The following is a 13,198-nucleotide window of genomic DNA, read 5'->3' as shown; positions in this document are numbered from 1 at the left end:
TATCGCTGCCTGATTACTGAACAAAACCCTCTCCGGTAAAACCGGGGCAGTTCAGAATAGGCGGCTGTGCCAGTTCCACAAGCCATTGCTGAATGGGGCTGCGGTCAACAATCTCCAGCCCTGCGGCTGGCCACCAGATGATGTATCCGCCATCGGCTCGCACATCCACACCACGGGCAATCCGGCTTGCGCTGTTCCGCATGCCCTCCCGATGTTTGAAGAGCAGGTGGAGCCCGCCAGAGCGGGTGCGGTGCGTGCGGGTGCCTGTCAGCCGGGTGCAATGCTCCTGATAGAAGTCATCGCCCCCTTTGCCCCAGTCCAGATCCAGCGCGTCAAACCCGGATATGGCGCCGGTGACAACGCCAATCAATTTGCCCGGATAGGTGCGCCACAGCAGGGGAATGGCCTCTGGGCAATTGCTGGCCACCTCGCCCCATTTGCAGGTTGGGCGTTTTTGCTCATCACAGGGGAAGACCTTCACCCCATGGCGGGCCAGCTTCTGGGCATAGGCAGCTACCGTGCTGTCCGGCACCATGCCTTGGTGCTGTTCAAGGGCCGCGCTCATTGGGGGGCCGCCTGCTTGAGGAAATACTGAAGGCGCGCATAGCCAGCATCATAAGCCCGTTTGGCGTAAGCAGCCCGGTCTGCGAAGGGGGAGCCGTCCTCGTTGGTCATGTTGCCATACACAAAGGCAATGTACTGGTTCAGATGGTCGTAAGCCTCGGCAAAGGTGATGCCGCCCTTGCGGATGTCATCTACAAAGTTCCTGGCTGTGTCCTCTGGAGTATCAACTTCGGCATCCTCTATGGCCTGTGCCTCGGTTGCCCAGAACACTGCGGCCTCGCGCGCTTTGGTAATATAGGCCTTGGCCAGATGAGGCTGGATAACATCGCTTGCGCGAAAGAAGCTTCTGATCTCCTGCAATTTTGCATCAACCTGAGCAATACGATCCTCAAGCGTAATCCCCTCGGCCTCATTGGCTATGCCAATGCCAAGCTGGAGCAGATCAAGCTGGAAGCGGTTCTGGTGTTCGTTAAAGGTCCATGGGTCTCCGGGTAGGGTATTGGGCAACTCGGATGGCGGCACGTCCACCAGACGACCAATGCGCACAACTGGTGTAGGAGCTGCCGGGCGTGTCTGGTCGCATACGCCCCGGTCATGCAGGGCGCTCCATCGGAAGCAAAGCTGGCGCGCTGCCTCCAGCGTGCCAATAGGCCCGATCATGGCCCATGAGTTATCCAAAAACACAACGCAGGGGGCATAAGCCACGCCATTGTCGTTGTTCACAGGGAAAACTCATAGGTGGCAAACATGCTCCCAATCAATAACGCCATCAGAGGTGATGCCTTGCAATACGCATTCGCCTGACGTGACTGTTGGATCTGGCAGAATATAGGCAAACCGAGAGCGTTCACGCTTTTGCGTGTTCATGCGGTTTTTCTCCATTACTTGCCTGAGATTACAATTGTACCTGACGAGTGCCCGTGGTATTAAGAAATCCCTAGGTGAGGGGTTTTCAGGGCCGTCAGTCTGTTCTCAGGCTGGCGGTTTCTTTTTAGGGAGATATCTGAGATGTTAGTGAAGATAGCCAGCATTCGTAACTTTCAATAGTTATTCGTGTTGCTGAACCTATTTTCACACGGATTAAAGTACCATCAGCAATTCTTCTATCGATAGTGGCGCGGCTTAGCCCTGTTTCTTTACAAATGGTTCCTTTAGAAACTAGGCGACGGCCGTTAATTTCCGGAAGCATGGTTCCCTCTCATCTCATGATTAATCTAGATGCCTCAATTATTTGAGTTTTTGATATGAAGAATAGGGACAAACATATACCCTACGTTTGTCCCTTGTTTTTTTTGGGTAAAAAATCACTTAGACCATTCCAGTCTTTTAAAAGCTTTTTCCCTCGGTTTAGACGTTTTTTATATCATCTTCAGAAAGATTTATTCCAAACTGCTTTCTGAAAATTGCTATTAAGTTTTCTTTTTTCTGATTTTTCACTTTAATTTTTTCATAAAAAAGGAATTCTTGTATTATCTGAACATCGGATTGAAAATTTAAAAACTTGTTACTGCCACGGCGTGAAAAACCGAGAACGGTTGCCATTTTACTCAAAGAGTCTTTGGGGGATGTGCGATTTATTTTTTTATTCTCTAATGCCCTTGGATCGTGTCCTTGTGAAAGTTCTGAAATTGCATATGCTTGCAAAAATAAAAAATCAGCAATATCGGATGGAATAGTTACATCAGATTTAATAGAAGGCCGATTATTCAGAGAATAGACAGCTTCTTTGCGCAAGAGATTATAAACGGCACACCATGCAAAGACGGGATTCCCTGTTTTAAGCGCGAGATGCCAGTCTAAATCCATAACAGTGGTATTGTTCTTCTTGCTCATGACAATTCCTCATCAATCAAGGCGCACCGGCGCTCGATCTCTGCACTGAGCCATTCAAGGGCCAGTCATGTTGCATCCGGCAGTCGTCTGGGTGATTTGGGATTCATAATCAGATCTCCGCTTATGGCTGCAAGGCAGGTGGAAATGGCACTCAGTTCATGACTGGCGGTCAGAATAAGATCGCGCTTATCAGGCGTTGCCACTGGTGTTTTGTGGGTCATGCGTACGCTCCCGTATATGTCAGCACATCGCGCGCCAAACTAGCTTCCATGCTGTCCGGTTCATCAGAGGTCAGCAGGATCAGGCGTGCCTTGCATTGCAGGTCTTTGAGAGTGGTGGCCTTTGCCTTCTGCACTTTGCGATAGGCGCGGACAAACCTTCGGCTATGCTGGAGACCATCGTTAAAGGTCGCTTCTTTCCAGCAGCAGCGATCAGAGCTTAGGGCGGCAATGGTTGCCGCCTGTATGGGGCTGGTCATGCGCACCCTCCGTGGTGTCGGGACATATAAAGGTCAAACAGCCGGGCCTTGGCTGAAATGGTGAAGGCGCTGCAGTAATGCTCAACCAGCGGTGCGCCGCCCCGCGCTGTCATGGTTTTGCCCAGAGCGTCCACCTCCTGCGGCACAAGCTGAACAGCCAGGGACATGGGTAGGCCATCAACGCCCCACACGGACTCGGCCCATGCCTTCCCGTGTTTGATCGGGTCAGACACACCAAAGACGGTCCACGCTTCATCTGGGGTCATGGCTGCACCTCCTCGGGTTGCATCCAGCCGGGAGCGTCCCCGTCACCAGATAGGGCGGCCAGTAGGTCCAGTTTGTCTTGCAGGCGGTGAGCCAGCCACAGCAGGGCTTCTGGCTCGGTGATCTCGCGGCCAGCGCCTACGCCACTTTCGGCCACGGCCACAACCAGCCCTGATAGCTTTCTGGCATCATTCAAAACCACGTCAGGGACTCTGAGAGTCTTGACGCTTTCCTGTTCAAATGCAGTCAGGGGTGAAAGGTCCGTCATGCCCCTGCCTCCGCGTGCTTGGCGTCTTCTGCGGCCACATCTGCGCCATGCCGGATATAAGCGGACAGGAACAGGGCGACCCCTCCGCACATTTCTGCGTCCCCACCACCGGGGCCGCCGGTCTTGTTGCTGAGATAGTCGGTCAGGGCATCACAGATCACGGCAACGCGGCGCTGGTGATCAACCTGCCAGTTCAGAGCATAGGCTGCACGTTCCAGAGGGGTCATTTTGCCACCCCCCGCGCCACGGTGGCGCGGCCCGATATGACTGGGTCAGGTGTTGCCAGCCCTAACAAGGCTAAGGCGATTAAAGCCGGAGCTATGAGAGCGGGGAGCCTTGAGTTTGTAATATAGAACGTTCGAGCATGCGTGAGCGTGCTATAGGAATAATTAGCCATGGCCGAAACTCCAGTTCGGTTGTGGTTAGGCTAGCTTTGTGACTGGTAATCACTAAGCTAGCCGTCTTGTGTTGCAGATAACTCACATCACATCTATGATGTCACCTTACTCCAGAAGATAAGTCAACATCATTGATGTAAGGTTACTTTATAAGTGGAAATTACTCCCCCACAATGCCGAGCAGCACGCGCGCTATTAAACTGGTCTCAAAGTCAGTTAGAAGATGCCTCAAAGGTAGCGAAAAAAACTATTGCTGATTTTGAGAGAGAGGCCAGAGCCCCTTATCCGCGAACACTTTCCGCCATCCGCTCCGCTCTGGAAGCCGCAGGCGTCGAGTTCATTGCTGAGAATGGTAGCGGGGCTGGGGTAAGGCTGAGGAAAATTAAATAGAAATCTCGACAGAATGTTTTTTTATTTCAATAAGATAAATCGATTTTATTTTAGTTTTAATCAAAAAAATATTCCCCCATTTCAATTAAGGATATTGACTTTCAGTTAGAGGAATGCATATCAGTACAGCGAGTTCACTGCCTATCGGCTGATGAATCTATCGAGGCTTCGGGCGCTGAGCCAGCGTAGCAAATCAGCGCCCACTCAATGCTTACAGCGCGTTTAAACAGTCGTTTTTGTTCCATAAAGGGGACTGGCGAATTTTTGTTATGCTATTGTCTGCTTCATAGCATGTCACAAAATTGGCCTTGAGCGTGCCTTGGGTATTTTTGCTTAGTCGGATCACGACGACGAAGTTACCAAAAACAATGCAGACACAGCGTGATGCATCGTAGCAGCCTTCTTTTTTATTCCATCCTTGGAATAAATCAGCTGCGGGATTGGCAAGTGTAGCAGCTATCCAATCCATCCGCTCGGCGCGGATATGTGACAACGTCGTGCTTTTCACGCCATTCCGGAGCGGGCTCTCGAAGAAGGCGTGATCGAAATCTTCCTTTTTGAAGTAGACCCGAATACCATCATGAGTGCATATCCCTCCCCGACAATATTTCTTTTCAAAATGCTCGCGATAGGCTGCTTCGGTTGCTAATTTTAGGAGTGAAGGCGTTACCATCCTCCCTCCAAACGAATCTTGAAGATGTTGAATTTCTTTTCGGCGGCGCCGGTAGCTTCCAGTGGCCTACGCAAGTCGAGGCGAGTCTCTAAAAGTTTGACAAGACTTTCCTTAGCGGAGCCCTGCTTCAGTGTATTGTTTAGTCGGCTACTCGCCGCACCGAGTAACACGTCGCTAAGCTGTAAAAGAGCGACTTCAGACGATGGTAAGGACTGAATATCGGCAATTTTCGATGATTTATTGGCGTAGCAGAGGCAGCGCTTCAGTAATCCAAGCCGAGTTCGGTCGCGATTGCTTTTTAGGTCACAGAAGATGCGATATTCGTTAAAATCGAGAATCCAATGGTGCAGGAGCTGATAATAAAATTTGTAGAAGCCGAGTTCTCCATCACCATCATGTAACGCAAGATTGACCTGAGTGCGGTCAACCGCAATACATCGAAAGCGCATGTCCATACCATAGCTCATGAACAGGTTGATGAGTTCAAAGTAGAAATCGACTTTGGAGGGCGAGATCTTGGTCCATTTCACTTCACCCCAAACGCTATGAAGTTCGCGTAAGCGGTAGATTTTTTCTTTGGCGTCTGCACGCAAATCTGCTGGAAGCCATAGACTTCCAATGGTTAAATAACGCGCACGAGGATTACCCGACATGAACAAGTCGGGGTGGGTCTCGTCGCAATAAACCTCAAATTTCATTGTCGCGGTGCCTCTCCTAGAATGTGGGTCTAGCACCATCACTTCTAGTCATCCATCATCTTTTTATTTTTGGCGTATAAGCGAAATATTTTTCGATTATCGTTGATAACTTTGCTCATGAACGGCTACGGACCGCATGATGATCCCGACATTGATGTGAGTGCTGCCTTGGAAGAGGTTGAGAAACAAACTCGCATTATTCGTCGCCGAAGCCCAAGAAAAGTAGGAAGCAGCCGCGTGTTAGACGGACATTTCCCTGATTTGGGGAATGTCTGCAAGGTCAATTCAGCTTCTGGGTGGCATCGGGATATTCCCCGAGGCCCTTACCGGCTCTCCGGTATCCCCATCACCCGCGCGCGGAGAGCTTCAAACCGCTCAATCTGGGCGGGGCTTGGCTGGCGGGAGATGCGTCTTTTGCGGGGTGAGCGGAGTTCCTGACCACCTCCGCAACGAAGGCACCTGCACCTTCATGAGGCAGGCTCAGACGTTCGGCACCTCCCGGCCATGTTTGCCGATCATAGCGGCCGCACCACAATTACGGTCACGCTCTCCGGCCCGTAGCGGCGCGACAGGTTGGCATCCACAATCTGGGCATCATCTTTCCACGCGATACCATTTAAGGCATCAGCTGCGGTCTTCATCTGATTGTCTATGTCTGGCCGACTGGTTGGGAGTATGCGCCCTGCCAGTGCATCGGCGGTTTTCTTCCGGCTCCATGACGGAGGTGGTGCAATGTTGATCGTTAGGGAGACATGAAGCGGCCCGCTTAGGCATGGCTTGCCAATCTGCTCTATGGCGTGGCGCTGGATATATTTTTCCGCCTGCACCGTCTTGGCATCGGTAAAGGTGCGTCCATTCCCAAAGCGGGGCCGGCCCTTGGCTCTTAGAAGACCAGGGATGATGATACGGTAAATAGGCTGTTCGGATGCCGTGGGTTCCATGCCGAAATCATAGTACAGGGGCGGTGGTCAGTATAATAGAAAGTGGTCGCCGGAACTGCGGTGCAGAGGCTGGAGCAGGCGACCCAAATTGGAACTGCAAGGCATGCAAGGTAATCCAAACTGAAAACCAAACGCGGACCCGTAACCCCGTTACCTCCTAACAATGCAACGTTCTGCTCTAAATTGAGCAACGCGCGTATCTAACTATGCAAGGCATGTCGGTTCGGCCAATCATTCCACTTCCATCTTGCACATGATACCATAAATCAGTATCATTCATGTCATGAAAGCCAAGCATCGCCGTACGTTGGAACTGATCTTCAAGCGTCCCGTATCCGGCAACGTGCCGTGGGCGGATATTGAAGCACTCTTCGTGTCCCTCGGTGGTGAGGTTTCAGAGCGCGAAGGTTCCCGCGTTGGTGTGTTCCTGTTCGGTGAGGTGCGCGTATTCCATCGGCCTCATCCCAAGCCGGATACAGACAAAGGGGCCGTTGCATCCATACGAAAATGGCTCGAAGCAAATGGGGTGACACCATGAATAATGTGATGGAAATTGGCGGCCATCGGGCTGTCATTCAGTTTGACCCGGAAATCGGTATGTTCCGTGGTGAGTTTCTGGGCCTCAACGGTGGGGCAGACTTCTATGCTGACAGTGTAGGAGGCCTCCAGCAGGAAGGCGAGGCATCCTTGCGCGTGTTCCTTGAGATGTGCGCGGAGAAGGGGATTGATCCGGTCAAGCACTACTCGGGCCGGTTCGTGGTGCGCCTGCCTGAGAATGTCCATGCGCGCGCCGCTGAAATTGCCGCCGCTCGTGGAGTAAGCCTTAACCGGCTGGTGCAGGATGCGTTATCTCAGGTGGATTGCTGAACCGCGCACCATTCAGTCATCATCTCCCGCCGTTTATCAAACAGGTCACCTCGCCGATAAGCGGCTTCCACTTTGTCACTGATGGCATGAGCCAGAGCCATTTCGGCTACTTCCCGCGGGTAATCGGTCTCCTCGGCGGCCCAGTCGCGGAAGGTGGAGCGTAGGCCGTGCACGGTCACTTCTTTTGTGCCGGCCGCCACGTGCAGTGCTTTGGAGAGGGCTACATCGGAGAGCGGTCTGCCGATCCGCCCGCTAGGGAAGACCAGATCCCCTGCGCGTCTATCCCGCAAGGGTAACACTTCTTGCAAAACAGCCATTGCACCCTCGGATAGAGGGACGCGGTGTTCCTTGCCCGTCTTCATGCGAGAGGCTGGGACGGTCCATATCTTGGCAGCCAGATCAATTTCCGACCAGACGGCGTTTCTGATCTCACCAGAGCGGCCAGCAGTCATGCAGGTGAAGCGGACGGCTTTTGCTGCCATGCTATCGGCGGCGGCCAGCTTTGCCATAACGTGGGCAATGTCTTTTCTGGGTATGGCTGGGTGGTGTCGCACCTTTGCGACGGAGGACGGTTTGGGCAGAATATTGGCCAGATGACCGCGCCACCGGGCCGGGTTCTCTCCCTTGCGCCAGTCGTGGGTGGTGGCGTAATCGAGGATCCGTTCTATCCGCCCACGTAGCCTATCGGCTGTTTCTGTCTTGTTCTCCCATATGGGGCGCAGTACACTCAGAACATCATCCGTGCCAATGTCAGCCACCTGCTTTGTTCCAAGCTGGGGGTAGGCCAGACGCTCAAGGGAACTGGTCCACACGGAGGCAGAGCGAGGGTCACGCCAGCCCGGTGCCATCTCTTGAATGTAACGCACGGCAATGTCTGCAAATGTGGGAGGGGCCTCTTTGCGTTGGAGAGACCTGTTCCTGCGGCGTTCATCCACAGGGTCCAAGCCCTCGGCCAACTGGTGCCGTGCTTCAGCCGCCCGGCGCCGGGCATCAGCCAGAGTGATGCTGGCCACAGAACCCAGTCCCATTTCTCTGCGCTTGCCCATGATGGGGCTGGTGAAGCGGAAATACCAGGATTTGGCTTCACCCTGAGCAACCAGCCAGAGGCCACCGCCATCGCAGAGGGATCCGTTTTTGAGAGTGCTGACTTGCCGGGCTGTAAGCTGATGCGGTGAAACCCGACTCATAACTACAAAACCCCTCTTGGTACCCCTCTTAAAGACTGCGCTTCACAGAGTCGCACAGATACAGAGGGAGACACTTCATTGTGTAATATACTGATATTATACAGTATTTTAGCACCATAGAGAAGCAGAGAGAGACGCTAGATCGGTGGAGCTTGGATCCACCAGTTCTTTAAAATCCTCAAAATAGCATAGTCCTCCGGCAGCCGCGTTCAAGCGGTTCTGCTGCTTTGTATGCGTTTTGGGTGCAATGCCTTTTTTCAGACATATCCGGGTGCCACTGTTCCGCACAGGCAGGGTGTATCGCCTTGTAGCTTGGTATTCATGAAGACGAAGGCTGAATGATGAAAAGAGCATTGCTGGCAACAACACTGGTTATGGGCCTTGCAGCTTTTTCCGGGTCTGCGGTGCGGGCGGAAGAAGCCGCTCCTCCAGTCGGGGCTCCTCCCCCTCCGCCGGAATGTGGTGGTATGCACCACGGGCCGGGTGGGCACATTCTTAGGCTGGACGGGATCAAACTGACCGCCGAGCAGAAAAAGAAGATCAAGGCTGTGCTCGATGCCAACCGGCCGGAAGACCCCAAGGCAGGTATGGAGCAGGCGCATGCCCTGCAAGAACGGATCCGCACCGTGCTGACAACACCAGGCCCGGTTGATCAGGCCAAATTGCAGGATCTGGAACAGCAGATCAGCGCGTTGCATACGCAGCATGCCCTGCATAAGCTCCAGGTTGAAGCCCAGATTCATGATATTCTGACCAGCCAGCAGCTCAAGCAGATTGCCGAGCAGCCTGACCATCCGCCCGGTCATCACCCCGAATGTGGTGGCAAAATGCCGCCGCCGCCTCCCAAGCCTGCCCAGAGTGGCAAGGCAGAGTAAGCCAGATTCAGGGGCTGCCGGTTCGTCCGGCAGCCTTTTTGGTAAGATACGCTGCCCGAGCAGGAGATGCCCGGTTTTAGGTGGTGGACAAAAGCGGAGTGACGGGAGAAAAAAAGACCCATTCTTTCTCCGGTAATTCACGAGATGACATCTTCTCCCACGGCCCCGTTATCCTCTTTTCCATTCAGGCTTATTTTTCTTCTGGGGCTGGTCACGGCCATTGGGCCATTAGCGACAGATATGTATCTGCCCGCTTTTCCATCGGTTGAGCACGATCTGGGAGGTGGGGCCGGGTCTGCACAGTTTACGCTGGGGGCGTGGTTTTTGGGGCTGGCGCTGGGCCAGTTCTCCCAGGGCCCTCTGTCTGATCGGTTCGGGCGCAAGGGGCCACTGGTTGTGGGGCTGGGGGTGTATGCACTTGCTTCCGCCGGGTGCGCGCTGGTCAGTAATTACCACCTGTTCTGCGTGTTGCGTTTTATTGGTGCGTTTGGTGGGTCTGCCTGCGCGGTTATTCCGCGTGCAATTGTGCGGGATGTGGCAACAGGCAAAAAAGGCGCACATATTATGGCGCAACTGACACTGGTTTTTGGTGTCATGCCCGTTCTTGCTCCGGGGCTGGGGAGCCTTGTTTTAAAAATTGGTGACTGGCGTTGGATGTTCTGGATTGGAACACTCTACGCGGTTGCGGCCATTATGGGTGTGCTGCTTATGCTGCCCGATACGCTGGCGGTCGAGAGGCGTATCCGTTTCCGCCCAGTGGAAATTTTATGGCGCTATCAGGGTATTTTGCGTGAGCCTGTCTTTTTTTCCAATGCCCTGATCACAACATTTTCCACTTTTGTCATGTTCGCCTATCTGGGGAGTGCCCCTGTTCTGTTTGAGCAGAGGTTGCATTTTTCGCCCGGGGCGTTCGGGCTTTTCTTTGGTGCCAATGCGGCAGCTTTTATTCTGGGCACCCAGATCAACGGGCGTTTGATACATCGTGTATCCATGCCTGCCTTATTGGATGGGGCTATTCTGTGGGCCTTTGTGCTGGGGTGCGCCTTTGTGGCTCTGGCCTTGGCGGGTGTGGTCGGGGTTGGTCACCCATGGCTGACCTGTGTCTTTATTGTAGGACTAACCGGAGCTTTGGGGTTTATTGGCCCCAATGGCACGGTCATGTCCTTTTCCCGCCATGGGCATCATGCGGGGAGTGCGTCTGCCCTGCTGGGGACCATGCAGTACAGCTTTGGCTCGCTGAGCAGCGTGCTGGTTGGCCTGCTGCCCGGAGGGGGCGCCATACCAACCGCCATAGGCATGATGACCGGCGTTATGGGTATGGCCATAGGGGATATTCTGCGGCGCAGAACATCCCACCTGTATGATGCAGAGCATTAACGCCCCGCGTTATTTGGATTTTTGCACCTGCCCGTTGTCCGGCCTGCCGTAAACAGCCTGCGCCTGAGGCGTAATGGTATGGCCATCTTCCGTGAGCATTGGGCCAGCAGAACCACCTCCATCATACATGGGGGGCAGAACTTCGTAGTGGTCTTCGGGTTTGGGGGGCGTATCCGGTTTTTTTATGCCTGCGGCTCGCTGGGCTGCATCCAGCTTTTCCTGCCGTTCGACATCTCTTTGTGCGGCCCGTGCCTCTGCCGGTGCGGCCTCGGGTAAAAAACGGCCGGGGCGTTCGGGGGGGAGATCAATATCATCCCCCTCGATCAGATGGTGGCAGCCTGCCAGCAATGGAGCGAGCAGGAGCAGCCTTCTAAAACAAGCACTGTTTTTTTTTCCCAGAAGCATGGGCAAATCCGAGGCAGAGGGAAAAAAACGTCAGTCAGCCTTCAATACGGCGGGCTTCATCGGGCAGCATAACGGGAATGCCATCAAGGATAGGAAAGGCTAGTCCGGCTTTTTCGCTGATCAGTTCATTGGTCTGCGCGTTAAAAACCAGTGGGCCTTTGGTCACGGGGCAGACCAGAATGGACAGAAGGCGTGGATCAAGCGGTGCTGTATCGGACATAAAACGGTTCCCACATATATTGTCAGGAAGGAGGGCCTTCCTGTTCCGGACCGGACAGGTCTAGCAGCGTTTGCAGGACCCGCACACGGTCTGTCAGATTTTCTGCATCCAGCAATGCCTGTTTTTCCGCCGGAGGGAAAGGACAGATCATGGGTAAAGTCACCAGAAGCAGGCTGTCGTCCATCTGTTCTATCAGGGACCAGCGGGCATTCAGCCCTTTTTTTTGAAAATAACTCTTCAGCGAGCTCAAAAGCTGGGGCCGGTCAAACGGTTCGGACGGAATTTCGTTCAGGTCTCCTGCAAAGGAGGATACGTCAATACGCGCAACCCGGTACCCACGGCGCAGCCCAGTTTCACGCAGCAGGCGGAAGCGGAGCAGGCCGGTCAGGGTCATGGCGTAGGTGCCATCGGCCCGTTCGGTCATGGATGTCAGGCGACCAAGGCAGCCGGTGGTATAAAGGGGCGGTGCTTCGTTCCCTTCGTCCTCATCTTCCTGCCAGCGGGGCTGGATAAGGCCGATCAGCCTGTGTGATGCCAGAGCATCTTCCACCAGTGCAATGTAGCGGGGTTCAAACACATTGAGCGGCAGCTTGCCCCGGGGCAGGAGCAGCACGCCACTAAGCGGGAAAAGCCCCACTTCTGGCGGAATATCCGCCAGTGTCATGTCCCCCAGCCGTGGAATACGGCGGGGAACATCATCATCTACAAACAGGGGTGTTGTGCGGGGCAAGGTGCTGATCAGGAGAACAGGAGGGAGGACAGGCGGCGGCGGGACAGAACCGTGGCTGGGTCATCGTTCCCCCATGCTTCAAAAAAGCGCAGGAGCTGCTGGCGGGCTGCGCCATCCTTCCAGCCCCGGTCGGCCCTGATGATGTGGAGCAGTTCGTTTGCGGCATCCTCCCGCTTGCCTGCGGCGTTCAGGGCCGTGGCCAGTTCACAGCGGGCTTCGTAGTCTTCGGGGTTGGCGTCCAGCCGTGCCCGAATACCTTCCATGGCTTCGGCTGCCTGACGGCCTTCCTTTTTCAGCTCAAGGGCCGCACGGGCCCCGGCAACTTCCGGTGCATCCGTAATTTTTGCAGGCACATCGGCCAGAGCTGCGGCTGCGGCCTCTTCATCATCAAGGGCCAGCATGGCGCGGATCAGCCCGCCCCAGGCTTTGGCGTTTTCAGGCTCTTCGCCAATAACAGCGGAATACATGGCTGCTGCTTCGGCATGCTGGCCTGTTTCCATGGCCACATCGGCTTCGTGCAGCTGCTCGGTTGCGGGCAGAGTGCCGCCCCCGCTGGCTTTGAGCAGGTTTTCTACAAACTTTTTTACTTCGCTTTCAGGCAGGGCACCCTGGAACACGTCCAGAATCTGCCCTTTCCAGAACGCTGCCACAAGCGGGATGGACTGGAGCGGCAAGCCAGCCTGTGCAAGCTGGCCAGCAAGGGCGCGGTTGGCTTCAATATCAATTTTAACCAGCCGGACCTTGCCTTTGGCAGCGGTAACAACTTTTTCCAAAATGGGGGTCAACTGCTTGCACGGGCCACACCATTCCGCCCAGAAGTCCACCAGAACGGGCACGTTCCGGCTGGCGTCCATAACGTCGTGCATAAAGCTAGCCTGTGTACCGTCGGTAATTACAGCAGCAGCACCCGAGCCACCTAAACTGTTATCCGAGCTCGGGGCTGGCTGACCGATCAGATGCTCCATCTGGTTTTGTTCCTCAAATTTCTGTCACGCAGGCAAAATGGTACCTGTCATGCTTTTGGCCACAG

21 protein-coding genes are annotated in these 13,198 nt (G+C 54.3%); 5 read left to right on the top strand and 16 right to left on the bottom strand.

All coding sequences use genetic code 11. The features are described 5' to 3' along the window. Positions 1-13: 13 nt before the first annotated feature. From HK20_RS10145 to HK20_RS10110, 8 genes are all read right to left on the bottom strand, one after another. Positions 14-565 carry a bifunctional DNA primase/polymerase gene (locus HK20_RS10145; RefSeq protein ID WP_086646942.1) on the bottom strand — a complete coding sequence of 184 codons (552 nt, stop codon included), beginning with the start codon at positions 563-565 and terminating at the stop codon, positions 14-16. Further along, entirely contained in the window at positions 562-1,287 is a 726-nt protein-coding gene (locus HK20_RS10140; protein WP_086646941.1) for a hypothetical protein, read from the bottom strand. The genes HK20_RS10145 and HK20_RS10140 overlap by 4 nt, the downstream gene beginning before the upstream one ends. Positions 1,288-1,911: 624 nt before the next feature. After that, positions 1,912-2,397 carry a hypothetical protein gene (locus HK20_RS12855; protein ID WP_143296495.1) on the bottom strand — a complete coding sequence of 162 codons (486 nt, stop codon included), beginning with the start codon at positions 2,395-2,397 and terminating at the stop codon, positions 1,912-1,914. A gap of 65 nt (positions 2,398-2,462) precedes the next feature. After that, positions 2,463-2,618 carry a hypothetical protein gene (locus HK20_RS12985; protein ID WP_158093053.1) on the bottom strand — a complete coding sequence of 52 codons (156 nt, stop codon included), beginning with the start codon at positions 2,616-2,618 and terminating at the stop codon, positions 2,463-2,465. After that, a complete protein-coding gene (locus tag HK20_RS10125) occupies positions 2,615-2,875 on the bottom strand; it encodes a hypothetical protein (protein WP_086646938.1) in 261 nt (86 codons plus the stop codon). Before HK20_RS10125 ends, HK20_RS12985 begins: the two co-directional genes overlap by 4 nt. Continuing rightward, on the bottom strand, positions 2,872-3,141 hold the full coding sequence (locus HK20_RS10120; protein ID WP_086646937.1) for a hypothetical protein: 270 nt from the start codon (positions 3,139-3,141) through the stop codon (positions 2,872-2,874). Before HK20_RS10120 ends, HK20_RS10125 begins: the two co-directional genes overlap by 4 nt. After that, positions 3,138-3,407, bottom strand: coding sequence for a hypothetical protein (locus HK20_RS10115; RefSeq protein WP_086646936.1), 270 nt, complete (start codon positions 3,405-3,407; stop codon positions 3,138-3,140). Before HK20_RS10115 ends, HK20_RS10120 begins: the two co-directional genes overlap by 4 nt. After that, positions 3,404-3,634, bottom strand: coding sequence for a hypothetical protein (locus tag HK20_RS10110; RefSeq protein ID WP_086640013.1), 231 nt, complete (start codon positions 3,632-3,634; stop codon positions 3,404-3,406). Before HK20_RS10110 ends, HK20_RS10115 begins: the two co-directional genes overlap by 4 nt. Before the next feature lie 324 nt (positions 3,635-3,958). Between HK20_RS10110 and HK20_RS10105 the strand changes: the two genes are divergently transcribed. Continuing rightward, positions 3,959-4,195: a helix-turn-helix domain-containing protein gene (locus tag HK20_RS10105; protein ID WP_086646935.1), complete on the top strand. Its 237-nt coding sequence runs from the start codon at positions 3,959-3,961 to the stop codon at positions 4,193-4,195. Positions 4,196-4,406: 211 nt separating this feature from the next. On the opposite strand, the gene HK20_RS10100 is transcribed toward HK20_RS10105, so the two are convergent. From HK20_RS10100 to HK20_RS10090, 3 genes are all read right to left on the bottom strand, one after another. Further along, positions 4,407-4,868, bottom strand: a complete 462-nt coding sequence (locus tag HK20_RS10100) for a hypothetical protein (protein WP_086646934.1) — start codon at positions 4,866-4,868, stop codon at positions 4,407-4,409. Next, the gene (locus tag HK20_RS10095; RefSeq protein ID WP_086646933.1) at positions 4,862-5,566 is read right to left on the bottom strand and encodes a DUF3800 domain-containing protein; all 705 of its coding nucleotides are present in this window, start codon (positions 5,564-5,566) and stop codon (positions 4,862-4,864) included. The genes HK20_RS10100 and HK20_RS10095 overlap by 7 nt, the downstream gene beginning before the upstream one ends. Positions 5,567-6,081: 515 nt before the next feature. Then, a complete protein-coding gene (locus HK20_RS10090) occupies positions 6,082-6,507 on the bottom strand; it encodes a RusA family crossover junction endodeoxyribonuclease (RefSeq protein WP_086646932.1) in 426 nt (141 codons plus the stop codon). A gap of 283 nt (positions 6,508-6,790) precedes the next feature. On the opposite strand from HK20_RS10090, the gene HK20_RS10085 reads away from it, so the two are divergent. After that, positions 6,791-7,045, top strand: coding sequence for a type II toxin-antitoxin system HicA family toxin (locus tag HK20_RS10085; protein ID WP_086640009.1), 255 nt, complete (start codon positions 6,791-6,793; stop codon positions 7,043-7,045). Beyond that, positions 7,042-7,374, top strand: a complete 333-nt coding sequence (locus HK20_RS10080; protein ID WP_086640008.1) for a type II toxin-antitoxin system HicB family antitoxin — start codon at positions 7,042-7,044, stop codon at positions 7,372-7,374. The genes HK20_RS10085 and HK20_RS10080 overlap by 4 nt, the downstream gene beginning before the upstream one ends. Here the strand turns inward: HK20_RS10080 and HK20_RS10075 are convergent. Beyond that, on the bottom strand, positions 7,359-8,561 hold the full coding sequence (locus HK20_RS10075; RefSeq protein ID WP_086646931.1) for a site-specific integrase: 1,203 nt from the start codon (positions 8,559-8,561) through the stop codon (positions 7,359-7,361). The genes HK20_RS10080 and HK20_RS10075 overlap by 16 nt on opposite strands. Positions 8,562-8,899: 338 nt before the next feature. Here HK20_RS10075 and HK20_RS10070 point away from each other — a divergent pair, with 338 nt between their 5' ends. Further along, a complete protein-coding gene (locus tag HK20_RS10070; RefSeq protein WP_233129171.1) occupies positions 8,900-9,436 on the top strand; it encodes a Spy/CpxP family protein refolding chaperone in 537 nt (178 codons plus the stop codon). Positions 9,437-9,580: 144 nt separating this feature from the next. Next, positions 9,581-10,813, top strand: a complete 1,233-nt coding sequence (locus tag HK20_RS10065; RefSeq protein WP_086646929.1) for a multidrug effflux MFS transporter — start codon at positions 9,581-9,583, stop codon at positions 10,811-10,813. 9 nt (positions 10,814-10,822) lie between these two features. On the opposite strand, the gene HK20_RS10060 is transcribed toward HK20_RS10065, so the two are convergent. The 4 genes from HK20_RS10060 to HK20_RS10045 all read right to left on the bottom strand — a co-directional run bounded on the left by HK20_RS10060 (position 10,823) and on the right by HK20_RS10045 (position 13,133). Continuing rightward, on the bottom strand, positions 10,823-11,218 hold the full coding sequence (locus tag HK20_RS10060; RefSeq protein WP_086646928.1) for a hypothetical protein: 396 nt from the start codon (positions 11,216-11,218) through the stop codon (positions 10,823-10,825). A gap of 34 nt (positions 11,219-11,252) precedes the next feature. Further along, positions 11,253-11,438 (bottom strand): Trm112 family protein, encoded by a 186-nt coding sequence (locus HK20_RS10055; RefSeq protein WP_059024588.1) that lies wholly within the window; start codon positions 11,436-11,438, stop codon positions 11,253-11,255. 22 nt (positions 11,439-11,460) lie between these two features. Then, positions 11,461-12,102, bottom strand: coding sequence for an LON peptidase substrate-binding domain-containing protein (locus HK20_RS10050; protein ID WP_086646953.1), 642 nt, complete (start codon positions 12,100-12,102; stop codon positions 11,461-11,463). A gap of 74 nt (positions 12,103-12,176) precedes the next feature. Beyond that, positions 12,177-13,133 carry a tetratricopeptide repeat protein gene (locus HK20_RS10045; protein WP_086646927.1) on the bottom strand — a complete coding sequence of 319 codons (957 nt, stop codon included), beginning with the start codon at positions 13,131-13,133 and terminating at the stop codon, positions 12,177-12,179. Positions 13,134-13,198: the final 65 nt, after the last annotated feature.

The sequence above is a fragment of the Acetobacter sp. DsW_54 genome (assembly GCF_002153575.1).
GTDB classification, from domain to species: domain Bacteria; phylum Pseudomonadota; class Alphaproteobacteria; order Acetobacterales; family Acetobacteraceae; genus Acetobacter; species Acetobacter fabarum.
This window is presented reverse-complemented; position numbering and strand designations above follow the sequence as displayed.